The organism is Bradyrhizobium uaiense, from assembly GCF_010811875.1.
GTDB classification, from domain to species: Bacteria; Pseudomonadota; Alphaproteobacteria; order Rhizobiales; family Xanthobacteraceae; genus Bradyrhizobium; species Bradyrhizobium uaiense.
Window position 1 is genome coordinate 15,323 of the sequence record NZ_VKHP01000035.1, and the last position, 22,656, is coordinate 37,978.

21 protein-coding genes and 1 pseudogene are annotated in these 22,656 nt (G+C 65.4%); 11 read left to right on the forward strand and 11 right to left on the reverse strand.

All coding sequences use genetic code 11. From position 1 onward, the window contains the following. Positions 1-5: 5 nt before the first annotated feature. Genes FNJ47_RS11445 through FNJ47_RS11455 form a run of 3 tightly spaced genes read right to left on the reverse strand, consistent with a single transcriptional unit; the run spans position 6 to position 1,234 of the window. Positions 6-470 (reverse strand): SRPBCC family protein, encoded by a 465-nt coding sequence (locus tag FNJ47_RS11445; RefSeq protein WP_163153179.1) that lies wholly within the window; start codon positions 468-470, stop codon positions 6-8. Next, positions 463-927, reverse strand: coding sequence for an SRPBCC family protein (locus FNJ47_RS11450; protein ID WP_163153180.1), 465 nt, complete (start codon positions 925-927; stop codon positions 463-465). The genes FNJ47_RS11445 and FNJ47_RS11450 overlap by 8 nt, the downstream gene beginning before the upstream one ends. Then, complete coding sequence (locus FNJ47_RS11455; protein ID WP_163153181.1) at positions 920-1,234, reverse strand: ArsR/SmtB family transcription factor; 315 nt, start codon at positions 1,232-1,234, stop codon at positions 920-922. The genes FNJ47_RS11450 and FNJ47_RS11455 overlap by 8 nt, the downstream gene beginning before the upstream one ends. A 120-nt stretch (positions 1,235-1,354) precedes the next feature. Between FNJ47_RS11455 and FNJ47_RS53895 the strand changes: the two are divergent. The 3 genes and pseudogenes from FNJ47_RS53895 to FNJ47_RS11470 all read left to right on the forward strand — a co-directional run bounded on the left by FNJ47_RS53895 (position 1,355) and on the right by FNJ47_RS11470 (position 4,181). Next, positions 1,355-2,796: pseudogene (locus FNJ47_RS53895) on the forward strand (LVIVD repeat-containing protein). 7 nt (positions 2,797-2,803) lie between these two features. Beyond that, on the forward strand, positions 2,804-3,337 hold the full coding sequence (locus FNJ47_RS11465; protein ID WP_163153182.1) for a hypothetical protein: 534 nt from the start codon (positions 2,804-2,806) through the stop codon (positions 3,335-3,337). Between the two features lie 226 nt (positions 3,338-3,563). After that, the gene (locus FNJ47_RS11470; RefSeq protein ID WP_050426284.1) at positions 3,564-4,181 is read left to right on the forward strand and encodes a LysE family translocator; all 618 of its coding nucleotides are present in this window, start codon (positions 3,564-3,566) and stop codon (positions 4,179-4,181) included. 7 nt (positions 4,182-4,188) lie between these two features. Here the strand turns inward: FNJ47_RS11470 and FNJ47_RS11475 are convergent, their stop codons facing one another. From FNJ47_RS11475 to FNJ47_RS11485, 3 genes are read right to left on the reverse strand one after another with little or no spacing between them, the layout of a single operon-like run. Beyond that, complete coding sequence (locus tag FNJ47_RS11475) at positions 4,189-5,112, reverse strand: FAD binding domain-containing protein (protein WP_163153183.1); 924 nt, start codon at positions 5,110-5,112, stop codon at positions 4,189-4,191. Further along, a complete protein-coding gene (locus FNJ47_RS11480; protein WP_163153184.1) occupies positions 5,109-7,790 on the reverse strand; it encodes a molybdopterin-dependent oxidoreductase in 2,682 nt (893 codons plus the stop codon). Before FNJ47_RS11480 ends, FNJ47_RS11475 begins: the two co-directional genes overlap by 4 nt. Then, a complete protein-coding gene (locus FNJ47_RS11485) occupies positions 7,787-8,449 on the reverse strand; it encodes a TetR/AcrR family transcriptional regulator (RefSeq protein ID WP_163153185.1) in 663 nt (220 codons plus the stop codon). The genes FNJ47_RS11480 and FNJ47_RS11485 overlap by 4 nt, the downstream gene beginning before the upstream one ends. Positions 8,450-8,619: 170 nt before the next feature. Between FNJ47_RS11485 and FNJ47_RS11490 the strand changes: the two genes are divergently transcribed. From FNJ47_RS11490 to FNJ47_RS11500, 3 genes are all read left to right on the forward strand, one after another. Next, entirely contained in the window at positions 8,620-8,853 is a 234-nt protein-coding gene (locus tag FNJ47_RS11490) for a DUF6894 family protein (RefSeq protein WP_050426421.1), read from the forward strand. Positions 8,854-9,261: 408 nt separating this feature from the next. After that, the gene (locus tag FNJ47_RS11495; RefSeq protein WP_163153186.1) at positions 9,262-10,425 is read left to right on the forward strand and encodes a PepSY-associated TM helix domain-containing protein; all 1,164 of its coding nucleotides are present in this window, start codon (positions 9,262-9,264) and stop codon (positions 10,423-10,425) included. Positions 10,426-10,432: 7 nt separating this feature from the next. Next, positions 10,433-10,615 carry a hypothetical protein gene (locus FNJ47_RS11500; RefSeq protein ID WP_163153187.1) on the forward strand — a complete coding sequence of 61 codons (183 nt, stop codon included), beginning with the start codon at positions 10,433-10,435 and terminating at the stop codon, positions 10,613-10,615. Between the two features lie 195 nt (positions 10,616-10,810). On the opposite strand, the gene FNJ47_RS11505 is transcribed toward FNJ47_RS11500, so the two are convergent. After that, entirely contained in the window at positions 10,811-11,608 is a 798-nt protein-coding gene (locus tag FNJ47_RS11505; RefSeq protein WP_163153188.1) for an N-formylglutamate amidohydrolase, read from the reverse strand. A 104-nt stretch (positions 11,609-11,712) separates the two neighbouring features. Between FNJ47_RS11505 and FNJ47_RS11510 the strand changes: the two genes are divergently transcribed. From FNJ47_RS11510 to FNJ47_RS11520, 3 genes are all read left to right on the forward strand, one after another. Next, entirely contained in the window at positions 11,713-12,615 is a 903-nt protein-coding gene (locus FNJ47_RS11510) for a transglutaminase family protein (RefSeq protein WP_163153189.1), read from the forward strand. A gap of 2 nt (positions 12,616-12,617) precedes the next feature. Then, the gene (locus FNJ47_RS11515; protein ID WP_163153190.1) at positions 12,618-13,427 is read left to right on the forward strand and encodes a transglutaminase-like domain-containing protein; all 810 of its coding nucleotides are present in this window, start codon (positions 12,618-12,620) and stop codon (positions 13,425-13,427) included. 108 nt (positions 13,428-13,535) lie between these two features. Further along, positions 13,536-13,934, forward strand: coding sequence for a gamma-glutamylcyclotransferase family protein (locus tag FNJ47_RS11520; RefSeq protein ID WP_163153191.1), 399 nt, complete (start codon positions 13,536-13,538; stop codon positions 13,932-13,934). Positions 13,935-13,939: 5 nt separating this feature from the next. Here the strand turns inward: FNJ47_RS11520 and FNJ47_RS11525 are convergent, their stop codons facing one another. Further along, positions 13,940-14,494: a chlorite dismutase family protein gene (locus tag FNJ47_RS11525; protein WP_163153192.1), complete on the reverse strand. Its 555-nt coding sequence runs from the start codon at positions 14,492-14,494 to the stop codon at positions 13,940-13,942. 210 nt (positions 14,495-14,704) lie between these two features. On the opposite strand from FNJ47_RS11525, the gene dnaG reads away from it, so the two are divergent. Both dnaG and rpoD read left to right on the forward strand, forming a co-directional pair. Further along, positions 14,705-16,717, forward strand: coding sequence for a DNA primase (gene dnaG / locus FNJ47_RS11530; RefSeq protein WP_163153193.1), 2,013 nt, complete (start codon positions 14,705-14,707; stop codon positions 16,715-16,717). Between the two features lie 251 nt (positions 16,718-16,968). Beyond that, the gene (gene rpoD / locus FNJ47_RS11535) at positions 16,969-19,101 is read left to right on the forward strand and encodes an RNA polymerase sigma factor RpoD (RefSeq protein ID WP_163153194.1); all 2,133 of its coding nucleotides are present in this window, start codon (positions 16,969-16,971) and stop codon (positions 19,099-19,101) included. A 327-nt stretch (positions 19,102-19,428) separates the two neighbouring features. Here the strand turns inward: rpoD and FNJ47_RS11540 are convergent, their stop codons facing one another. The 3 genes from FNJ47_RS11540 to FNJ47_RS11550 form a co-directional block, all read right to left on the reverse strand. Beyond that, positions 19,429-19,665 carry a hypothetical protein gene (locus tag FNJ47_RS11540; RefSeq protein WP_024581032.1) on the reverse strand — a complete coding sequence of 79 codons (237 nt, stop codon included), beginning with the start codon at positions 19,663-19,665 and terminating at the stop codon, positions 19,429-19,431. 169 nt (positions 19,666-19,834) lie between these two features. Beyond that, the gene (locus tag FNJ47_RS11545; protein ID WP_163153195.1) at positions 19,835-21,394 is read right to left on the reverse strand and encodes a CHAT domain-containing protein; all 1,560 of its coding nucleotides are present in this window, start codon (positions 21,392-21,394) and stop codon (positions 19,835-19,837) included. After that, positions 21,391-22,653, reverse strand: a complete 1,263-nt coding sequence (locus FNJ47_RS11550) for a tetratricopeptide repeat protein (protein WP_163153196.1) — start codon at positions 22,651-22,653, stop codon at positions 21,391-21,393. The genes FNJ47_RS11545 and FNJ47_RS11550 overlap by 4 nt, the downstream gene beginning before the upstream one ends. Positions 22,654-22,656: the final 3 nt, after the last annotated feature.

A 22,656-nucleotide genomic window follows, 5' to 3' on the forward strand; every position in this document is an offset into this window, starting at 1 on the left:
CATGGCTAGGCGCAGTCGAGCCCGAGCGTCTCGGGCGCAATCCTGAACACCTTGCCGGTCTCGAGCAGGCTCTTGAGCCCGGACAGTATCACCGGCCAACCGCTGGAGATGCCCTCGAACAGCTTGCTGCCAACGCCGAAGCCGTCATGCGTGACGGTCAGCTTCACGACGCTGCCAAATGGTTCGAGCGTGAAGACCACCTTGGTCGCCGGTTCCTTGCGCATTTCAGGATCGGCCTCGTGCTTGAACGTGTAGGCGAGGCGGCGCGGCCGGTCGAACTCGAGGATCTCGCCGGTGTCGGTGACCTTGCCGTTCATCACCAGCGCCACCGGCGCGCCGACGGTCCAGTTCGACCTGAGCTCGGTGTCGAACCAGTATTGCTGCGTGAACTCGCTCGATGTCAGGGCATCCCAGAGCTTCTCCGGCGTGGTCTCGATGTAGGTGACGTAGACGAATTCGGGCTTAGGCATGGGAGGCCTCCCTGGCGCCGCTGTTGAGCAGGTCGGCCGGCAGCTCGCGCCCGGTCTCGAGGAAGCTCTTCAGGCTGGCGATGACCATCGGCCAGCCGCCGGAGATGTCGCGCAGCGTCTTCGGACCGAGTTTGTCGTGCGTCATGGTCAGCTTGACCACTCCGCCGTGCGGTTCGATGTCGAAGGTCACGCGTGAGACCTGCTCGCGCTCGACGCCTTCCTTCACGACGTCCCAGCTGTAGGCGAGCCTGTTCGGCGGATCGGCGATCAGCACCTCGCCCTGCACGGCGCGACTGCCGTTCTTGGCCAAATAATAGGGTGAGCCGACCTTCCAGTCGGAAGTCGCGCGATAGCCGAACCAGAACCGTTCGGTGAATTCGCTCGATGTCAGCGCGTCCCACAGCTTTTCCGGCGTGGTCTCGATGTAGGTGACGTAGACGTAGTCCGGTTTACTCATCACGCTTCTCCAGTTGTCTTTTCAATTCGCTGAGCGCGGCGAGTTTTCCGCGCTCGAACTTCCTGATCCACCGTTCGCCGATCTGATGGATCGGAACCGGGTTGAGGTAATGCAGCTTCTCGCGGCCATGCTTGATCGTGGTGACGAGGTTGGCCTCCTCGAGAATCCCAAGGTGCTTGGTGACGGCCTGACGCGTCATGTCGAGGCCGTCGCAGAGCTCGCCGAGCGTCTGCCCGTTCTGTTCGTGAAGCCGGTCAAGCAGCGTCCGCCGTGAGGCATCCGCGAGAGCTTTGAAGACTTCATCCATGGGTCGGATAATAGGCAACCAAATGGTTGCATGTCAAGAGCGTGTGTTTGGGCACCGGCATCGCCGTGCTAGCGTTCCGTGCAGCCAACGCAGATTGGCGTGGAACATGGGGTGGTGCGCATGGGTGGTCGCGTTACGGCGGTTTGCTGCACGTTTCTTTTCGTCCTGCTCGCAAATGGTGCGAACGCCCAGCAGCCGAAGATCGGCGACCCGCCCGAAGCCTCCAACATGCGGCTGGTTGGAACCAACGATCTGCAGGCGCGCAGCGCCTATCAGCCGACCATTCATCACCAGGGCGACCGCTGGATCGCCTATATCGGCCATCACGGCGGCACCGACGACATTCCCGATCCTGTCAATCCGATGACGGGCAAGGCCGAGCCGAACGGCACCCCCATCGTCGACGTCACCGATCCCGCGCATCCCAGATATCTGCGGCACATTCCCGGGCAGGAAGGCAAATATGAATCCGGCGGTGCGCAGATGGTGCGGATCTGTGACGGCAAGGATCTGCCGAAGGGCGACCGCAACGCGGTCTACATGCTGCGCACCTTCGGCAGCGAAGCGCATGAGATATGGAACGTGGCCGATCCCGCCAATCCCGTGCTCGTCACCCGGATCGGCGGATTGAAGGACACGCACAAGAATTTCTGGGAGTGCAGCACAGGCATCGCCTTCTTGGTATCGGGCGCACCGGATTGGCGCACCCGGCGGATGACGCAGATCTACGATCTCTCCGATCCCGCGCAGCCAAAGAAGATCAGGGACTTCGGGCTGCCGGGGCAGGAGCCGGGCGCGACCGGTGCGGTGCCGACCGAATTGCACGGGCCGATCTCGACCGGGCCGCAGGGCAATCGCGTCTATTTCGGCTACGGCACCAACAAGGGCGGCGTCCTGCGGATCGTCGATCGCGACAAGCTCGTCAATGGGCCGAAGGAGCCGACCCAGACAATCTGACATTCCCGGAGATCGCGCGGATGCCGCTGTCGGTGATGAACGGTGCGCACACGGTGTTTCCGATGCTGGGCATGCCGATCGCGGAGTTCGTTCACGACAAGGACGGCAAGAGCCGCGACATCGTGATGATCGTCGACGAGGCGATCCTCAACGAATGCGGCGAGGCGCGGCAGATGGTGTGGTTCGCCGATGTCACCACCGAGACGCGGCCGATGATGATCTCGAGCTACACCGTGCCCGAGGCCTCCGGCTCATTCTGCGAGCGCGGCGGCCGGTTCGGCTCGCATTCGTCGAATGAGAGCATGGCGCCGGTCTACTACAAGAAGCTGGCCTTCATCGCCTTCTTCAACGCCGGCGTCCGCGCGCTCGATATCCGCGATCCCTATCACCCCAAGGAAGTCGGCTACTTCATTCCCTCCATCACCGCCGCGACCGACAAGCGCTGCGTCACGATCGACAGCCGTGATCGCTGCAAGGTCGCGATCCAGACCAACAATGTCGAGACCGACGAGCGCGGCTACATCTACGCGGTCGATCGCGCCAACACCGGGCTGCATATTCTCGAACTGACCGGCGCGGCGCGTGCCGTTGCCGGCCTGCCGTGAGCACGCGATGATGCGCTCGTGGCCGGTCATCGCGGCGATGTTCCTGGCGCTCGGCGGCCTGTCGGCCGTGGCCGGCTATGAGATGGCGCCGCCGCGCGCCGCGCAGTGGCACGAAATCGCCTGGCCGTTCCCGCGCGACGGCTGGCCCGCCGGCCGTGCCTTCCGTTGCGGCGCTGCGGAGTGCGGCATTGATGTCGAGGTCTATCTCAGGCCGAAGCCCGGCTTCTGCAACTGCGACGGCGGCGTCGCCGATGACGACGAGGTCGATCGGGTTTCCGATGTCGACATGATCACCCCGCGCTTTGCGCCGCTGAAGGCGGGCGATGTCATTGATGTCGCCGGCATGCCGGGACGGATCAGGGCTTATGATCTCGACCGAAACCGCACCGCGATCGGCATCGCAGTGTCGCACCGCTGCGATCTCATGGCCGTAGCGGCGTACGGCAGCGGAGAGGCTGCAAAGGTGCGACAGGCGACGTTGAAGTTTCTGGAGGGGCGAGAGATCAGGACGTGGATGGCGGCGGCCATGGAGTGGCGCTGAGCGTAGTGCGCCTCTTCGCCTCGGCCCGCCTGCGGGGAGAGGTCGGATCGCATCGCAAGATGCGATCCGGGTGAGGGGGTACCGGTCTAACGGCTCGCACTGCCGGGCGGAGAAAGCCCCTCACCCCGACCCTCTCCCCGTGAAGGACGGGGAGAGGGAGCGACGGTGCCGCTTCCATCGACCTCCTCCGCATGCATAATGTCAGGAACAAGCAAAAGAGCCCCCCATGTCCCTGCAAGCCTATTTCGCCTTCGTCGCCGCCTGCATTGCGCTGGCGCTGTTGCCTGGTCCGATCGTCACGATGGTGATCGCGAACGGGCTGCGCTACGGCACGCGTGCCGCGCTGACCAATGTGCTGGGCGCGCAGGTCGGGCTTGCGATCGTGATCGGCATTGTCGCGGTCGGCCTGACCTCGCTGATGGCCACCATGGGTTACTGGTTCAATTGGGTGCGCTTCGCCGGTGCGGCCTATCTGGTCTGGCTGGGCATCAAGCTGATTCGCTCGCCGGTCGAAGGTGTCGGCACCGACGACAAGCCGCCGCCGCCGCGCGGCGGCTTCTTCCTGCAAGGCTTTCTGGTGCTGCTCTCGAACCCGAAGGTTCTGGTGTTCTTCGGCGCCTTCATCCCGCAGTTCATGGACATGGACAAGCCGCACCTGCCGCAGGTGGCGCTGCTCGGCGTTACCTTCATGGCAACCGCCGTGCTGACCGATGCCGCCTACGCGCTGGCCGCAGGTCGCGCCCGAAAATTCTTCTCCAAGGAGCGGACGCGGCTGATGTCGCGGATCTCCGGCGGCTTCATGATCGGCGGCGGCATCTGGCTGGCTTTGACGCGGGCGCGCTGAGGCTCAGCTACACGGCGATCCGCTCCACCACGTCGCGCACCAGGCCCGTCAGCAGCTCGAGCTTGTAGCCGGCCATCGGCAGCGGTTTTGCCCCCGATGTCGCCAGCTCGGCGGCTTGCGCGATGGTCGCCGCATTCGCCGGCTTCCCTTGCAGCACCGCCTCACTTGCCGCAAGGCGCAGCGGCACCGGGGCGATGCCGCCCGCCGTGATGTGGACCTGCTGGAATATGCCGCCGGTTACCACGGCCCGCACGCAGATCTCGACCAGCGGCCATTCCGCATAGGAGCGGCTGATGGCGCGTTTGTACAGCGCGCGCTCGCCGGCAAGCGGAGCCGGGAGCTCGATCCGTTCGATCCGTTCGCCGGACGCGAGCAGATTGTCGGCCGTGCCGTTGCTGCCGTCGCCGAGCAGGTCGGAGATCGACAATCCGCTGCGCGTGTCCGTCGTCACCTTCGCATCATAGGCGAGCAGCGCCATCGCCATGGTCGACGGATGCGGCGCCACGCAGGGGCCGAGATCGAACGCAACGTGATAGAGGTGGTTGCCCGATCGCGCCGGACAGTCGGAGCCACCCTTCTTGAGGCAGGCGATCTGCGGATTGCGGAAGTACCAGCAGCGCGAGCGCTGTGCGAGATTGCCGCCGATGGTCGCCATGTGCCGGATCTGCGGCGTGGCGAGGCCCTGCGCGGCGGCAGTGATGCCGGGATAGGCCTGCGCGAGCCGCGCGTCGGATGCGATCGCAGCGATGGCGGTCAGCGCGCCGACGCGCGCCGCGCCGTCTGTGCTCCACGCGATACCGATCGTATCGGGACTTGCGGTGAGATCGATGATCGATCCGCATGACAGGCCGCTGCGGCGGCGTTCCGACAGGTCGGTGCCGGCGGCGCGGAATTCGGGCGCGGTGATGACCTCTGCGGTTGCGACGCTCATGCGGCGGTCCTCCCTTTCAGCGCGGCGACGATGCGGTCGGGCCGGATTGGAATTTCAGTAAGGCGGACGCCGATCGCGTCGTAGATCGCGTTGGCGACGGCGGCCGAGGTCGGCACCGTCGATGCCTCGCCGATGCCGACGCTGTTGCCGAGCACGTGGTCGAAGCCGGCTTCGTCGAAATGCACATTGATCTCGGGCGTGTCGGCAATGCCGGGGATGCGATAATCCTCCATCCCGGCGGTCAGGACGTCGCCGCTGTTCGGATCGAGTTCACGCGCCTCGTAGAGCGCGTAGCCGAGGCCCTGGATCACCGCGCCGCAGGCCTGGCTGCGCGCCAGCGCGGGCGAAGCGATCTTGCCGACCGCAATCCCGGTATGCACGTTGAGCACGCGGACATGGCCAAGCCAGGTGTCGACCTCGACCTCGATCACCTGCACCGAACTCGGCACGCCGGCGCCGACCGCAATATTCGAGAAGCGCCGCATCATCCAGCCGAACACCATGCCCATCAGGCCGACTTCGCGCAGCGGCGAGCGAATGCCGGGCGCGGTGTTCTTGCCGTCCTCGCCGCGCGCCTCCGTCACCGCGATGTCGGGCGAGCGCGCGATCAGCTCGCGCCAGGGCGCGTTCGAGCCGGGCGCGGGTTTTCGCGTGGCCTGTTCGAGGATCGCGGCCTTCAGCTTGCGCACCGCCTGCAGCGTCGGCGGCATCACCGAAGCGGTAACGCGGCTGCCGCCGGAGCCGGGCCCTTCGGGCAGCGATGAATCGCCGATCCGCACATCGATGTCAGACGGTTCGAGATCGAACTCGCGCGCGATGGTGTCGGCCAGCACGCTGCGGGTACCGGTGCCGATGTCTTGGGTGGCGGTGCTGGCGACGATGCGGCCTCCCTTGACCGCGACCTCGACCTTCACGTTGGGCTGCCAGAGATAGAGCCAGTAACCCGCCGCCATTCCGATGCCTCGGCGATAGCGCCCGTTTTGCTGCGGTTTGCGATTGCGCCAGATATCGAGACCGGATGCCCAGTCGTAGAGCCGCTGACGGTTGGGATCGGGATCCCAGCGCTTGCGCAGGGCGATCGGATCGACCTTGAGCCGCAGCGCGGCCTCGTCGATCGATTGCTCGACCGCGAACGCCATCGGCGGACCGCCGGGGCCGCGGAAGGCGGCGCCGGGCGGCAGATTGCTGATGACGTCGAAATCCGAGAGGTCCTTCGCCTCGGCCGGATAGATCAGCCGCGCCAGGCCCGCGATAGTCGAGTTGGTGGCGGCCCCCGTATCGGCATGCGCGGTGACGGAGAGCGCTTTCAGGCCGCCCTGGTCGGAAGCGAGCAGCGCGACCTTCAGCTCGGCGGCCGGCCGGTAACCTGCGACCGAGAGCTCCTCTTGCCGATCATAGGCGACGCGCACCGGCGCTTTCGCTTCGCGCGCGAGCTCAATGGCTGCGATCGTCTCGGTGCCGAGGCTGGCCTTCGATCCGAAGCCGCCGCCGACGTGGTCGGCGATCACGCGGACCTTGTCGTGATCGATCTTGTAGCGCTTTGCGATCTGCTCCCTCAGGTGGAACACCTGCTGGGTCGAGGCGTGCAGGGTCAGCCGGTCGCCGTCGAAGCGCGCCACCGCGGCGTGCGGCTCGAGGCATGCATGCTGTTGCGTGGCGGTTCGGAAGGTTGCTTCGACCAGCAGCCGGTTGTTCGCCTGGCGTGCCTCATCCACCCAGCTGCGGGCTTTCTTGGCGCGGGTCGAGAACACCGCGGTCGGCCCGCGGATGTTCTGCTTCCAGGGCGCCGGTCCGCCGGCCGCCTCCGAGACGTTGCCGGCGCGCTTGCGGCTCGCTTTGTCGAACACCACGGGCGCGCCGTCCTTGCGTCCGGCGTCGAGCCCGACCACCGCGGGCAGCTTTTCGCTGCTTACCTTGATCGCGGCCAGCGCAGCCAGCGCGGACTTGCGATCGCGGGCTGCGACCGCCGCAATCGGATCGCCGACATAGCGCACGATCCGATCGTCGCCGAGCAGCGACACCGCGGCGACGCCGGGCAGGGCGCGGGCCGGCGCGAGATCGAGCACGGTGATGCGCGCATGCGCGTCGCGCGAACGCAGGATCAGGCCTTCGAGCTGGCCATCATGGTTGATGTCGACGGTGTATTTCGCCGCGCCCGTCACCTTGTCGCGCGCCTCGATGCGAGGGGCTGCGACATTGTCGCCATCGAAACGGCCGGCGCAGGCGTCCGCCACCGCGCGGAAAATTCCGTCATAGGCGCCGCAGCGGCAGAGATGGCCCGACAGTGCCGCGCCGATCTCCTCGCATGAAGGCACCGCCATCCCCTTGGTCGCGCGCCATTGGTCGCAGAACGCGGTCGCTTCCACGATGAAGCCCGGCGTGCAGAAGCCGCATTGCAGGGCGTCATGCGCCATGAATGCCTTCTGTACCGGATGCAGCTGTGCTGCGCCGATGCCTTCCACCGTCGTCACCGCCTTGCCGGCAGCGGCTTGCGCCGGCATCAGGCAGCTTGCGACCGCCGCGCCGTCGACCAGCACCGTGCAGGCGCCGCAGACGCCGGCGCCGCACACGAGCTTGGTGCCGGTGAGCTTGAGCTGGTCGCGCACGATGTCGATCAGGAGCACATCGGGATCGTCGGGCAAGGATTCGACGCGGCCGTTGATGGTCGTCGTGGTCATGGCTGTCCTCCAGCTGTCCTGCGTGTCGGCTTTCTCGGGGGCGCTGCCTTCTTGACGGGCGGCTTCTCGGATTTCGGTAGTGCGCCGGCGCAGAGGGTCCGCACCATGATCGCCATGTCCTTCAGGAACGCATCGGCCGGCTGCATCGCCGGATACTGCGACTTCGCTGCGTATATCGACATTTCGACCAGCCGCGCGAATTCGACCGGCGAGAGGCCCTGCGGCAGCGCAAGCTGCTGCTTGCGCACGATCCGCGCGATGGTCGCGACCATGCGCTCCGCGTAGCGCGCGGCATAGGTCTGGTAGAGGTCGCGGGCGTGCACGAGGTGTTCGGAATACAATTCCTCGAGATGCGGCGAGCCGTCCAGCGAGGCGATCATGGTTGACATCCGCGCGGTCATCCCCGCGGCAAGAATGTCGCCGAGATTGCCGCCCGCGGTTTCCGCCTCGGCAACGGCCGTCTCCTCCGCCGCGATCGCGGATTCATGGACACGCTCGATCACGGCGCGAAACAGCGCTTCCTTGGACTCGAAGTGGTGATAGAGCGCCTGCCGCGTCAGGCCGGCCGCCTCGGCGACCTGCTCGATCGAGGAGCGGCGAAAGCCGTGCCGGCGGAAAACCAGCATGGTGGCATCGAGAATGCGGGTTTTTGGTCCCATTTGACGATTTTGACAAATTCAGGAGAACTGTCAAATCGCGATTTGGTGAGGCGGGTCGCCGCCCCGCCCGCGCCTGTGTGAGCTGTGTCACGGATGGTCGCGCTCGGTCTGCGTAAAGCTTCGTCATGCAGTGGCGAGCCTGCTCGCCCGGAGCTTGCGAGGATACGGAGATGACACAGGTCTACTTCCATTGCTCGAATACGCGCGGGGTGCTGATGGATCGCCGCGGCACCTCGGTGACGAGCCTCACCGAGGCCTGCGAGGCGGCGACCTCCATGATGCGCTCGCTGGTCGCAACGGTCAGTCTGGAAGACTGGCGCGACTGGGCCGTGCATGTCAGCGACGAGGACGGCGAGGAGATCGTGATCCTGCCCTTCGCATTCGTGCTCGGCAAAGCGCACTGAGGGCGAGCCATGCCGTCATTGCAGCCGCCATTGTCATCACCTCGCCGTTGCATGAATGCGATCGCGACCGGCTGGCGGAATTTCATCGAGCGAGTTCGCGATCCCTACCGGCCCGAGCTTCACTACATGCGCGGGCCGGGCCCCAAATGGCATGCGAAGCATCCCGTTCAGGCCGCACCGGCTGGTTGACGCAGACCCGATCGCCGCGATTCCATTTAGAACGGCCCTAAGAATTCTGCTGACAGCGCGAGGCGCATCGTCGCAGTTCCCGCAGGCGCTCGTTGCGTGATCGCAACACGCGCAACGATACGTCCAAGGCTGGACGGGTTCTAATCGCTGTGCGGCCGCGCGCATCTTTCACCGTGTTAGTGATGGCAACAATGGAGTCTCTGAAATCAGGTAGCGAAGTTGACTGCGACGACCAAATCCCTGCGGCGATGGGGCGCCGTCCATAAATGGACCAGCCTGATCTGCACATTGTTCATGCTGCTGTTGTGCATTACCGGCCTGCCGCTGATCTTCCACGACGAGATCGATGATCTCCTGCACAACCAGGTCAAGCCGGCCGAGGCGCCGGCAGGCACGCCTCCGGCCAATCTCGACCATCTGCTCGCCCACGCGCTGGCGCAGGCGCCGGGCAAGGTGCCGCACTTCCTGATCTGGGATCGTGACGAACCCGGTGCGATGTGGGTCAGCGTCGGTCCGACGATCGATGCAGATCCGACCAACAACCTGCTGATCCGGATGGATACGCACACCGGCGCCTATCTCGATTCCCCCGATGTGACCGGCCGCTTCACCTACATCATGCTGAAGCTGCACACCGACATGTTCGCAGGGCTACCCGGAAAGCTGTTTCTCGGCTTGATGGGGATCCTGTTCTGCGTCGCGATCATTTCCGGCATCGTGGTCTATGCGCCGTCGATGCGGAAGCTGCGCTTCGGCGCCTACCGCGCCCAACGGACACGTGCCGTGCGCTGGCTCGACGTCCACAATCTCGCAGGCATCCTGCTGGTCGCCTGGACACTCGTTGTCGGCTTCACCGGCGTCATCAACACCTGGGCCGATCTCGTGCTCAAGATGTGGCAATTCGGCCAGCTCGCCGAGATGACCGCGCAGTACAAGGACCGGCCGGTGCCCTCGAAGCTGACCTCGCTGAACGGCGCCATCGAGGTGGCGAGGCATGCGGTGCCCGGAATGACGCCGAGCTTCGTCGCTTTCCCGGGAACACTCTTTAGCAGCAAGAGCCATTACGCGGTATTTCTGCACGGCGATACGCCGCTGACGTCGCGTCTGCTGAAGCCCGCACTGATCGATGCGGAAGCCGGCACGCTGACCGACAGCCGCGACATGCCCTGGTATGTCTCGACGCTGTATGTCTCGCAGCCGCTGCATTTCGGCGACTATGGCGGCATGCCGCTCAAGATCGTCTGGGCGCTGCTCGATATCCTCACCATCTTCATCCTGGTGACCGGCGTGCATTTGTGGATGCGCCGCCGCGGGACAGGCGTGAGCCAGGAGCGCGCCATCGCCAACGCCGCCTCCATCGACAGCCCCGCACTCATGTCGTGACATCGGCATGGTCGTACATCGTTCACTGACCCGGATATTCGCCGCTCCGCTCGTCATCGCGGTCGTGAGCACGGTGGGATTGATCAGCGCGCTGGTCGGCGACGGCTGGTGGGATGCCGTCTCCTGGGCGGCGCTCGGCCTGCCGGTGTTGCTCTATCTCGTGTTCATCTGGCGGCGCCGGCCGAACTGACGCCGGCTTGCCCGATCGCTGCTGCGCTCCCTCTCCCCGTTCTTACGGGGAGAGGGCTGGGGTGAGGGGCTGTCTCCGCGAAATTCGCCGATAGCTGTATTTGCGGAGGCTCCCCCTCACCCGGATCGCATCTCACGATGCGATCCGGCCTCTCCCCGCATGCGGGGCGAGGTGAAGCGGTGGCCGTCGTATGCCCTAGATCAGCGCTTCCGCGCGCAAGGTCGTCTCGATCTCGCCGAGGATGCGCGCCAGCCGCTCGGCCCACCCCGTCTCGCCGGCCTGGTCGGAGATCAGGTCCTGGCGGATCTCGATGCCCGAATTCATCAGGCCGCGTTTCTCGCCATGCACGGGGATCGTGTAGTCGGTCTCGTCGCTGACCGCATAAGGCTCGTTGTCGCCGACCACGAGATCGCCTTCGCTGCGCAGATGCTTCAGCAGCCGCGGCGGCAGCATCGTGTCGCGGTGGTAGAGTGTGCCGATGTGCCAGGGGCGGGCGATGCCGGCATAGACCGGTGTGAAGCTGTGCAGCGACACCAGCACCGTCGGCATGCCTTGTCGCGCACGTTCGTTGATGACCTCCTCGATGCGCTGATGATAGGGATCGAAGATCTGCGCGCGCCGCATCTCGGCGGCTTCGCGCGACAGGCCTTCATTGCCCGGCACCGTGGTGGCTTCGCTGATCAGCGGCACCGAGCTTGCGACATGCGGCGGACGGTTGCAGTCGATCACGAGCCGCGAGTAGCGCTGCGCGATCAGATGCGCGCCGAGCAGGTCGGAGAGCTGGGTTGCGACGCCGGCGATACCGATGTCGCAGGCGATGTGCCGCTCGAGCTCGGTTTCGGGCAGGCCGAGATCGCCGAGCGGGGAGGGAATCCGCCTGCCGAAGTGATCGCAGGTGAATAGGAACGGTGAGCGGCCGACAGCATTACGTTCAAGAACCGGTGAAACATCGGTGCTCGCGAGCAGAAGCGATGGACCACCGCCGTAATTCAAGGGCCTTTTTCCTCAACTTTGCCTATTCAAGCGGCATGCTGGTTTGGAATCGAGCAGCTTTCTCTATAGATTATACCGTCCGGAATCACGATGATTGTTTGAAGATGCCGCTCCTGACTATCCATCACAAGACCGTTTATCGCTACGTGCGCCCGGTGGCGTTCGGCGAGCACCGCATCATGCTGCGCCCCCGCGATGGGCATGATCTGCGCGTGCTCGACAGTGCGCTTGTGATCGATCCGCAGCCGATGTCGCTGCGCTGGATTCACGACGTGTTCGGCAACAGCGTGGCGATCGCCGCCTTCGACGAACGCGCCGACACGCTGTCCTTTGTCTCTACCGCGACGGTGGAGCATAATCCGGCCGATACGTTCGCGCTGACGCCGGACGATCCTGCGTACTTCTATCCGTTTCTCTACGATGATGAGGAATTCCCGGATCTGCAGCAGTTCATCACGCCGCAATATGGCGATCCGAACGGCGAGCTGTCGGCCTGGGCGCGGAGCTTCCTCGATGTCGAGGCGCCGACGCTGACTTTCAAGATCCTCAGCGAAATGACCCATGGCATTCGCGAGGCGTTCAGCTATCGCAAGCGTTATGAGCAGGGCACCCAGCATCCGCTCGATACGCTGCGCACGAAGTCCGGCACCTGCCGCGACTATGCGCTGTTCATGATCGAGGCGCTGCGCCGGCTCGGAATCGCCGCGCGCTTCGTCTCCGGCTATCTCGCGATGCCCCCCGGCAGCGCGCATGGCTATGTCGGCGGCGGCTCGACCCACGCCTGGGTGCAGGTCTATCTGCCGAGCGCAGGCTGGATCGAGTTCGATCCGACCAACGGCATCGTCGGCACCTGCGATCTGATTCGCGTCGCGGTGGCGCGCGATCCGCGCCAGGCGGTTCCGCTGCATGGCGTCTATCTCGGCGCCGCGGATGCTTATCTCGCGATGGATGTCGACATCAAGGTCGTCTCGGTCGGCGAGAGCGTGGCGGAGCGGGAGACGGCCTGACGATGCAGATCAGGGTCGGCTTCGAGATCACATACACGGCGGCGCAGCCGACCCCGATGGTGATCATGCTGTCGATCCATCCCTCCCGCTACGCCGACATCGTCGGCACCGAGAGTATTTCGACCGAGCCGGATGTCCCGATCGGCCTCTATCGCGACGGCTTTGGCAATGTCTGTGGGCGTCTGGTTGCGCCAGCCGGCGGCGTCACCTTCCGCGGCAACGCGCTGGTGCGCGATTCCGGATTGCCCGACATCGTCAATCCGGCGGCGCAGCAGCTGCCGGTCGAGCAGTTGCCCGATGACATGCTGCTCTATCTGATGCCGAGCCGCTATTGCGAGACCGACAAGCTGACCGACATCGCCTGGTCGCTGTTCGGCAACTCGCAGCCCGGCTGGGCGCGGGTGCAGGCGATCACCGATTTCGTGCATCACCATGTGACGTTCGGCTACCAGCATGCCCATCACATGAAGTCGGCGCACGACGTCTATGAAAGCCGCACCGGCGTCTGCCGCGACTTCGCGCATCTGGCGCTCACCTTCTGCCGCTGCATGGGCATTCCGGCGCGCTACTGCACCGGCTATCTCGGCGACATCGGCGTGCCGCCGGATCCCGCGCCGATGGACTTTTCCGGCTGGTTCGAGGTCTATCTGTCGGGCCAGTGGTACACCTTCGACGCCCGCCACAACACGCCGCGGATCGGCCGCATCCTGATGGCGACCGGCCGCGACGCTGCCGACGTTGCGCTGACCACGAGCTTCGGCCGCATGACGCTGGCGAAGTTCGTGGTGGTGACCGACGAGGTGGTGGCCTAGCATCCTTCGACTTTTTCTGTCATTGCGGGATGGTGCGCTAGCGCCAGACCCGGAATCTCGAGATTCCGGGTTCGATACTTCGCATCGCCCCGGAATGACCAGGTATCAATGATCTCCGATCTCCTCTTCGTCTACGGCACGTTGATGCGCGGCTTCGACCATCCGATGGCGAAGCTGCTCACGGGCAACGCCGAATTCCTCGGGCCGGCGCAGTGCCGCGGCCGGCTCTACCTCGTGAAGCACTATCCGGGCCTCGTCGTGTCGGACGATCCCGCCGATATCGTGCACGGTGAATTGTTCCGCTTGCGCGAGCGCGAGGCCATGCTGCGTGAATTCGACATGTACGAGGCCTGCGGCGAGGGCTTTCCTCCGCCGACCGAATATCTCCGCGAGATGCTCGAGGTCACGCGCGCCGACGGCAGCGCGAGCCAGGCGTGGACCTATCTCTACAACTGGCCGGTCACCGAACTGCCGCGGATCGCATCAGGGAAGTTTCTCGAGCACTAGCTGCGTCAAATTTCCCGCTCGACGCGGATGTCGACCTCGCGCTCAACGAAGCTCCATTCCTCGGTCGCGCGCAGCATGGCGACCAGCTCGTCGAACAGGCTCGCATGGTCGGGCGCGAATTCGAACCACGTCAGGAAGTCGAAGGGCATGCCGAGGTCGCGGGCGTGAAACAGCTGGCGGGCGATGGCGGGGAGGAATTTCAGCGTGCCGGCGATGTGGTGCGACTTGTCCTCGAAGATCTTGCGGCGCTCCTCCTGCGTCAGCTCCCACCATGCCGCGGATTTTCGGATCGGGATCAGCGCCGCGTGCGTTGCCTCGCTGCGGCCGAGCCCGGACTGCACGGCGGCGAGTTTCTCGCGCTCCTCCTTCTCGGTGTAGCGCAGATGGCTGGCAACGCCGGCAAGCCGCCAGGAGGTCTGCGCCGGCAGCAGCGGCAGCGCGATCGCCTCGCTCGCAACGATCGACAGCGCGGCAACCTTCGGCAGCGTCTCGCCCTTCACCCGCGTGATGGACGTGACCTGCCAGCCGCCGCTCTGTCCGCCTCGGAATGTCGTGAACATGGCCTATCCAATCCCGGAACCGGGAAGGGAGCAAGCTTGCCGCGCAAGCTCTCCACCGTGGATTCGGGGGTAGCCCGCTCGACGGAGCCATGACAGACCGGGCCTGTGAATAGCCCGGAAAAGCCCCACATTGTTCGGCATGCTTGGTCGTGCCGCTATATGGCTAACCGGTTGTCCGCGATTCGCCGCCCGAGCCCAGAATCCTAACTGATGCGTTTCACGCCCGAATTCCTTGATGAACTGCGCGCCCGGCTTCCGGTCTCGGAAGTCGTGGGCAGGCGCGTCAAGCTCAAGAAGGCCGGGCGAGAGTGGAAGGGTCTGTCACCGTTCCAGCAGGAGAAGACGCCGTCGTTCTTCGTCAACGACCAGAAGCAGGCCTGGTTTGACTTCTCCTCCGGGCTGAACGGCAACATCTTCGACTTCCTGATGAAGACCGAGGGCGTGACATTCCCCGAGGCGGTGGAACGCCTGGCGGCGATGGCGGGTGTGTCGCTGCCGGCCGTGACGCCCGATGCGGCACGGCACGAGCAGCATCGCCGCACCCTGCATGACGTGATGGAACTGGCGACAAAATTCTTCGCCGACACGCTGGCCTCGCGCAACGGCGCCAAGGCCCGCGGCTACCTCGCCGACCGCAGCATCTCGCCGGCGACCCAGCTCCAGTTCCGGATGGGCTACGCACCGCCGGATCGCTTCGCACTGAAGGAGCATCTGGGCGCGTTGGGAATCTCCACCGAGGACATGGTGGAGGCGGGGCTGCTGGTGTCCGGCGAGGACAAGCCGGTGCCGTTCGATCGTTTCCGCGACCGCGTCATGTTTCCGATCACGGATGGCCGCGGCCGCGTTATCGCGTTCGGCGGCCGCGCGCTGGAGAAGGACGTCCCCGCGAAGTACCTGAATTCGCCGGAAACCACGCTGTTTCACAAGGGCGACAATCTCTACAACCTGTTCACGGCGCGGCAGGCCGCGCATGACGGCGCGCAGCTGATCGTCGTCGAAGGCTATGTCGATGTTATTGCGATGGTGACGTCGGGCTTTCCCGGCGCCGTCGCGCCACTCGGCACCGCGCTGACCGAGAATCAGCTCGGCCTGCTCTGGAAAATGGTGGACGAGCCGATCCTCTGCTTCGACGGCGACCGCGCCGGGCAGAAGGCGGCGTATCGTGCTGCCGACCTTGCATTGCCGCAGCTCAAGCCGGGCAAGAGCCTGCGTATCGCGCTGCTGCCGGAAGGCCAGGATCCCGACGATCTCGCCCGCTCCGGCGGCCGCGGCGCGATCGAGGAGGTGATCTCGGCGGCGCGTCCGCTCGCCGACATGATCTGGTCGCGCGAGATCGAGGGCGGCAATTTCGACACGCCCGAGCGCCGCGCCGCGCTGGAGGCGCGGATAGGCGAGATGACCAACGGCATCCGCGACGAGGTGGTGCGCCGCTATTACCGGCAGGACCTGCAGGAGCGGCTGCAACGCAACTTCGCCCCGGAGGGCGGCCGCGGCGGTTATGGCCGCGGTGGCGGTTACGGCGGGGGCAATTTCGGCGGCGGCCGTGGCGGCGAATCACCCCGCCAGTTTGCCCCCCGCGGGCCGTCCCAGGGTGGCCGGTTTGGCGCCAAGGGCGGCGCCACCCCCGGGATTCCACGGGGTCCCTATCAGGCCGCGAGCCCCCAGCTCGCCAACAGCCCGATCATGCGCGGCCAGCGCAGCGCGATCTCGCGCCGCGAGGCCCTGATCCTGCAATCCCTGATCAATCACCCCTGGCTGCTGCACGACCATCTCGAGGAGGTGGCAGCCCTCGAGCTTGCCCATCCCGAGGCGCACAAGCTCAGGGCCGCCATTATCGCGGCCTTTGCCCACGACCATCACCATTCCCCTGACGTCGAGGAGCAGGCCGAGAAGATGCGGGCCGACCTCGAAGCGGGCGGATTATCGCAGATTCTTCAAAGGGTTGAGAAGGCGATCACAACCCAGGCGGTGTGGGGGGCGCAGATCGGCGCCGCGCGCGAGGATGTTTTATCGACCTGGCGTCAACTCGTTGCCTTGCATCAGAAAACCCACGCCTTACTTAGGGAAAGAAAAGATGCGGAAGCGGCTTTGGCTGAAGACTCCAGCGAGGCCAATCTGGCATGGTTGCAGGATATCCAGGCCCGGATGGCAGAAGCCGATGGGACCGAAGCCCTGATTGAAGGGTTCGGCGAATTATCGGGCCGGTTCCAGCGTAATGTCTGATAACAAAAATGCTGCGGACGGCGCTGGCCGAACCCGCAAAAAGACTCGCCAAATCCATGGTTTGGCTGCAAAAACAGGGTTAAGCGAAACTTAATAGCCTCGCGGCTATTTCAGAATGGAAACCGTCGAGACGGCTCAAAGGGGTGGCGAAAATTGCGCCGCCCTTTGCGCGTCGAGAGTTGATCAGGTGAAATTGTGCGAAGTGCGCGCGTGGCGCCATTTTGCACGACCGCGTTTCGGGAGCTTAGTGAATGGCCACCAAGGCAAAGACGCTGCAGGTTAAGGACAAGGAAAAAGACGACAAGGCAGCGGATGCTCCTGAGAAGGATGCCGCTGACGCGCCGTCGCCGTTGCTCGACCTGTCGGATGCCGCGGTGAAGAAGATGATCAAGCAGGCCAAGAAGCGCGGCTTCGTGACCTTCGATCAGCTCAACGAAGTGCTGCCTTCCGACACGACGTCGCCCGAACAGATCGAAGACATCATGTCGATGCTGTCGGACATGGGCATCAACGTCACCGAAGCCGACGATAGCGAAGGCGAGGACGAGAAGGACGACGGCGACGACGAGACCGATAACGAGCTCGTCGAGGTCACGCAGAAGGCCGTCACCGAGGTCAAGAAGTCGGAGCCCGGCGAGCGCACCGACGATCCCGTGCGCATGTATCTGCGCGAGATGGGCACCGTCGAGCTGCTGTCGCGCGAGGGCGAAATCGCGATCGCAAAGCGCATCGAGGCCGGCCGCGAGGCGATGATCGCGGGCCTCTGCGAAAGCCCGCTGACCTTCCAGGCCATCATCATCTGGCGCGACGAGCTCAACGAAGGAAAGATCTTCCTCCGCGACATCATCGATCTCGAAGCCACCTATGCCGGCCCGGAGTCGAAGGGCGGCATCAATCCGAACCTGATCGGCAACAACGGTGCCGAAGGCGCCGCCGCTGAAGCCAATGGCGGTGACGTGCAGGCCGGCGCGCCGGCACATGTCGCGCCGCCCGCAGCGCCGCCGTCGCCGACCCCGTTCCGCGCCGCGCCCGCCGGTGGCGAAGCCGGGGGCGAGGAGAAGGATCCGGGCGAGGCCGCCGCCGAAGGCGACATGGACGACGACGAGTTCGAGAACCAGATGTCGCTCGCCGCCATCGAGGCCGAGCTGAAGCCGAAGGTGGTCGAGACCTTCGACAAGATCGCATCCGAGTACAAGAAGCTGCGCCGCCTGCAGGAGCAGGACATTGCCAACCAGCTGCAGAGCGAGTCGCTGTCGCCCTCGCAGGAGCGCAAGTACAAGAAGCTGAAGGACGAGATCATCGTCGAGGTGAAGTCGCTGCGCCTCAACCAGGCCCGCATCGATTCACTGGTCGAGCAGCTCTACGACATCAACAAGAAGCTGGTTTCCTTCGAGGGCCGCCTGCTGCGCCTCGGCGACAGCCACGGCGTCGCGCGCGAGGACTTCCTGCGCAACTACCAGGGCTCGGAGCTCGATCCGCGCTGGCTCAACCGTGTCTCGAAGCTCTCGGCCAAGGGCTGGAAGAACTTCGTCCATCACGAGAAGGACCGCATCAAGGACCTTCGCCACGAGATCCAGTCGCTGGCGGCGCTCACCGGGCTCGAGATCGGCGAATTCCGCAAGATCGTGCACGGCGTGCAGAAGGGCGAGCGCGAGGCCCGTCAGGCCAAGAAGGAGATGGTGGAAGCCAACCTCCGTCTCGTGATCTCGATCGCCAAGAAGTACACCAACCGCGGCCTCCAGTTCCTCGACCTGATCCAGGAAGGCAATATCGGCCTGATGAAGGCGGTCGATAAGTTCGAGTATCGCCGCGGCTACAAGTTCTCGACCTACGCCACCTGGTGGATCCGGCAGGCGATCACCCGTTCGATCGCCGACCAGGCCCGCACCATCCGCATCCCCGTGCACATGATCGAGACGATCAACAAGATCGTCCGCACCTCGCGCCAGATGCTGAACGAGATCGGCCGCGAGCCGACCCCGGAAGAGCTCGCCGAGAAGCTCGGCATGCCCCTGGAGAAGGTTCGCAAGGTCCTCAAGATCGCCAAGGAGCCGCTGTCGCTCGAGACGCCGGTGGGTGACGAAGAGGATTCGCATCTCGGCGATTTCATCGAGGACAAGAACGCGATCCTGCCGATCGATGCGGCGATCCAGTCCAATCTGCGCGAGACCACCACGCGCGTCTTGGCCTCGCTCACCCCGCGCGAAGAGCGCGTGCTGCGCATGCGCTTCGGCATCGGCATGAACACCGATCACACGCTGGAAGAAGTCGGCCAGCAGTTCTCGGTGACGAGAGAGCGCATCCGCCAGATCGAAGCCAAGGCGCTGCGCAAGCTGAAGCACCCGTCGCGGTCGCGGAAGCTGCGGTCGTTCCTCGACAACTGATACGATCGGTATTCATCGAAACAAGAACGGCGGGCCGATGCCCGCCGTTTTTGTTTGTAGACAGACCGCGACAAACTCACGCCAGCGCCCGCGGCCACCCTCTCCCAACCCTCCCCGGCAAGGGGGGAGGAGCCTGTCCCGTGTGCTCGCCTTACGTCGCTTCTTGCTCAGGCGTGCCACAGCGCGCCGCGCGCTGGCGCGCGTCGCATATCGTTCGCAAAATGTAAGGGACGCACCGGCGGATGGCTCCCTCCCCCCTTGCGGGGGAGGGGCGGGAGAGGGGTGCCGCTTGCTCCGCTGTTGACGAGGCGCGAAAGCCTCGCGCCGCTACTTCTTCTTCGCGCCGACGCGCTCGATGGTCTTGATCTCGAGCGGCGGGCGGCCGCCCTTTTCGGCGATCTCGCGGTCCTGCTCGCGCAGGAAGGCGCGCACCGGCTCGTCGCCGTCGAGCCCGCCCAAGAGCTCCGAGGGTACGCGGCGGTTGGAGCGCTGCGAGCCGTCCTCATAGAAGACGTTGAAGAAGGCGAATTCGCCTTTGGGATTGGTCCCGGGTTTTTTCGGCATGCGCGGCTTGTCCCTGATCGGCGCGCGGCTGTCAAAGCAAATCGCCGCCCCCTTGCGCCGGTCTGCCCTGCGCGATCAGGTTGCGCACAGCCCTTGCGCAACGTCGGGCGCAGTTCGGGCGGCGATGCCGTCGCGGCACCCGTCCGGTCACATCAACGACATATACGCCTCAGCCCTCGAACAGCACGAACGCCGCCCACACGCCGGGGTCCCTTGCGCCCGCAACCTTGCCGTCGCGCGCATCGCGCTTGGTCCGGCGCAATGCATCCGAATAGGTCAGGCCCGCGGCCAGATGCTCGTAGAAGCGCACGGTGAAGTTCGCGGTGCCTTCGTCGGCGACCGGCCACAATGTCAACAGCGCGCGCCGCACGCCGGCGATGCCGAGCGCGGTCGGCAGGCCGCGCAGGCCGCTGACGAAGCTCTCGTCGCCGCGGCCGGTCTCACAGGCCGACAGCACCAGGAGGTCGAGCCCCGACAGGTCCCAGTCCATCAATTCGAAGGCATAGAGATAGCCGTCCTTCTCGTCGCGCAGCGGCCAGCGGCTGTCGCCGGCGCCCGACAGCACGATGCCGCTCTGCCAGAGCGTGTCGAGGCCTCCCGCCGTGCTGTCGTGATAGAAGCCGTGCGTCGCCAGATGCGCGATGCGGGCCTTGCCGATCGTCTGGCGCAGTGCAGCTTCGCTGACGTCGCGCCCGCTCATCATCTCGACCGGCGCGCCGCGCGCGCGGGCGAGCTTTGCGATCGCCTCGATCTCGGTTTTCGTGCCGGGCAGGGGCATCGGCCCGGGCTCGCCGTATGCGATGCCGCCGGCCAGCAGCATCGCGCCGTGCTGGTCGAGCGTCTCGCGCGTATGGATCGCGATCAGCGCATCGGGGCTCGTCAGCATCCGGATCGTAATGCGGTCCTCCAGCAGGCCGCCGTCGGCGCCTGCCAGCAGCGAGAACGGCACGGCAAACAGGAAGCCGTCCGGCACCACATAGAGCGTGGACTTGTCCTTGAGCATCGGCTCCAGCGGCGCGAACAGCCGCGCGTGCAGGTTCTGGAAGCGACTCTTGAGGTCGAGCGACCTGGCGTCAGGCACCTTGGCGCCGGGATCAGGCGCCGTGGCCCGCATCGTCCGCAGCCGCGCGATCTCGGTGCGCACCCCGGTGTCGACCATGCGGCCGGGATCGCCGAGATCGACCACGCGCGGCTCGCTCGTGGCGGTCTCGACGATGGCGTGGAGCACGGTTGCCGCAAGCGGCTCCTTCGACTGGCGATCCGCCTTCCACTGTCGTGTGATGAAGTAGTTGACGATGGCTTCCTGCGGCGCCAGCAGCTGCGATGGCCGGATCGGCTCTTGCGGCAGCTTGACGCCGATCGCATCGAGCCGCTTGGTCAGCGCCTTCTCTGCCGCGTCCTGCCGCCCCCACACCGATCGCGCCCAGTCATCGATATTGCCCGACGAGAACAGCTCCTGCTTCTCGCCGTTGAGCCGCAGCGCCGCGCGCACCAGTGTCGCGGTCTCCTCGTCCTTGCCGGCGACCTGCGTCTCGAACTGGCGCAGCGCGGTGTCGTCGCCGCCGCCGAGCGTCTTCCAGCGCAGCACGGCGGCGGCAAACGCCGGCTGCGCCACCGCGGACCCGGCCCCGGTGGCGAAGCGGCCGAACGCGAACAGCAGATGGTCGGCATGGGCGCGGATCGCTTCCGCGACGGCGCGATCGCCCGCCGTGCCGACCTCGCGCTTCATCCATCGAACATCTCGCGGTCGAGCGCGGTGAAGTTCTGCACCGCGCGGTTCGGATCGGTTGCGATCAATGCAACGGCGATGCCGAGCTTGATCTCGAAACTGAGCGGATGCTGCGCGGTGAAGGCCTTGGTCGAGATCGCCAGCGCCGTCTCGCGCAGCCGCATGCCCCTTTCGGGCTCGCCGCGCCGCTCGTGCTGGCCGGCGGCGAGCACCGCGGCCTTGACGCGCAGGAAATCCGCAAAGTTCTCCTCATTGGCGACGATCGCCTCCAGCCGCGCCAGATCGGCCGGCGGCATTGCGGCGTCGCCGGCGGCGAGCATGTCGGTGTAGAACAGCCAGGCATCGGCCTGGCCGGCGAAGCTCGGGTCCTTCGGCGCCATCGCGGTCGCGATTGCGCGATGCCGGCGGAAATAGCGGCGGGCGTCGTCGAAGCGTCCGAGAGCGAGGAAGTCCTGCCCGGTATTGTTGACCGACACCAACGTGTTGAGATGGTTCTCGCCATAATGCTTGGCGCGCTTCTCGATCGCGAACAGATCGAGCTCGAGCGCCTTCGCCGGCGCGCCGATCTCGCGCAGCGAGTCGGCATAGTTGTTGGCGAGCTTCCAGGTGGTGCGGTGGTCGGGCCCAAGCGCCTTCTCCGACAGCTCGAAATTGTGCCGGCCCAAATTCGTCGCCGACGCCGCCGAGCCGCTGGTCGACAGCGCCACCGCGAGCTTGTCGTTGGCGATCAGCGATTCCTCGGAGCCTTCGCCCCAATAGGCGTTGAAGGCCGCGATCCCCTTCATGTAGAGCGGCACGGCTTCGGCGATCCTGGCGTGGTCGGAGAGCAGGATGGCGTATTCCAACAGCACATCGGCATTGCCGGGCGGCCTTTGCACCGAAGCCTTGGTCTGGAAGGCGCGCACGAACAGCTTCTCGGCGAGGTCGTCGCGCTTGACTGCGCGCAGCGCAGCGGTCGCCTCGTAATACTGCTCCATGACGAACTGCGCGTCGTCGAGCCGATCGGCGGCGTCGAGCGCGGCAATGAGCTGCGCATGGCCGGCATCGATCTTGCCGCCGCGCATCACCAGGATGGCATTCTTGATCTGCGCGGTGATCGCCTGCGTGCTGCCGGCGACTTGCGCCGGCGCACGCCTGGTGCGGGCGTCTTGCGCGGCGGCATTGTCGATCGGTCCGGTCAGAACAGCGCCGAACGCGAGGATGATGCTGAACGATGCCGCGGCCCTGCGCGCGCGTGCGAAACCCCCGGCGAGTTTCATCAG

Coding starts and splice junctions, on each gene's coding strand:
- FNJ47_RS11515 (WP_163153190.1), top strand. CDS start 12,618: ATGCAGATCAGGGTCGGCTTCGAGATCACATACACGGCGGCGCAGCCG.
- FNJ47_RS11500 (WP_163153187.1), top strand. CDS start 10,433: ATGGTCGTACATCGTTCACTGACCCGGATATTCGCCGCTCCGCTCGTC.
- FNJ47_RS11445 (WP_163153179.1), bottom strand. CDS start 470: ATGCCTAAGCCCGAATTCGTCTACGTCACCTACATCGAGACCACGCCG.
- FNJ47_RS11455 (WP_163153181.1), bottom strand. CDS start 1,234: ATGGATGAAGTCTTCAAAGCTCTCGCGGATGCCTCACGGCGGACGCTG.
- FNJ47_RS11470 (WP_050426284.1), top strand. CDS start 3,564: ATGTCCCTGCAAGCCTATTTCGCCTTCGTCGCCGCCTGCATTGCGCTG.
- FNJ47_RS11550 (WP_163153196.1), bottom strand. CDS start 22,653: ATGAAACTCGCCGGGGGTTTCGCACGCGCGCGCAGGGCCGCGGCATCG.
- FNJ47_RS11465 (WP_163153182.1), top strand. CDS start 2,804: ATGATGCGCTCGTGGCCGGTCATCGCGGCGATGTTCCTGGCGCTCGGC.
- FNJ47_RS11510 (WP_163153189.1), top strand. CDS start 11,713: ATGCCGCTCCTGACTATCCATCACAAGACCGTTTATCGCTACGTGCGC.
- FNJ47_RS11475 (WP_163153183.1), bottom strand. CDS start 5,112: ATGAGCGTCGCAACCGCAGAGGTCATCACCGCGCCCGAATTCCGCGCC.
- FNJ47_RS11490 (WP_050426421.1), top strand. CDS start 8,620: ATGACACAGGTCTACTTCCATTGCTCGAATACGCGCGGGGTGCTGATG.
- FNJ47_RS11520 (WP_163153191.1), top strand. CDS start 13,536: ATGATCTCCGATCTCCTCTTCGTCTACGGCACGTTGATGCGCGGCTTC.
- FNJ47_RS11545 (WP_163153195.1), bottom strand. CDS start 21,394: ATGAAGCGCGAGGTCGGCACGGCGGGCGATCGCGCCGTCGCGGAAGCG.
- FNJ47_RS11450 (WP_163153180.1), bottom strand. CDS start 927: ATGAGTAAACCGGACTACGTCTACGTCACCTACATCGAGACCACGCCG.
- FNJ47_RS11480 (WP_163153184.1), bottom strand. CDS start 7,790: ATGACCACGACGACCATCAACGGCCGCGTCGAATCCTTGCCCGACGAT.
- FNJ47_RS11525 (WP_163153192.1), bottom strand. CDS start 14,494: ATGTTCACGACATTCCGAGGCGGACAGAGCGGCGGCTGGCAGGTCACG.
- FNJ47_RS11540 (WP_024581032.1), bottom strand. CDS start 19,665: ATGCCGAAAAAACCCGGGACCAATCCCAAAGGCGAATTCGCCTTCTTC.
- FNJ47_RS11485 (WP_163153185.1), bottom strand. CDS start 8,449: ATGGGACCAAAAACCCGCATTCTCGATGCCACCATGCTGGTTTTCCGC.
- rpoD (WP_163153194.1), top strand. CDS start 16,969: ATGGCCACCAAGGCAAAGACGCTGCAGGTTAAGGACAAGGAAAAAGAC.
- dnaG (WP_163153193.1), top strand. CDS start 14,705: ATGCGTTTCACGCCCGAATTCCTTGATGAACTGCGCGCCCGGCTTCCG.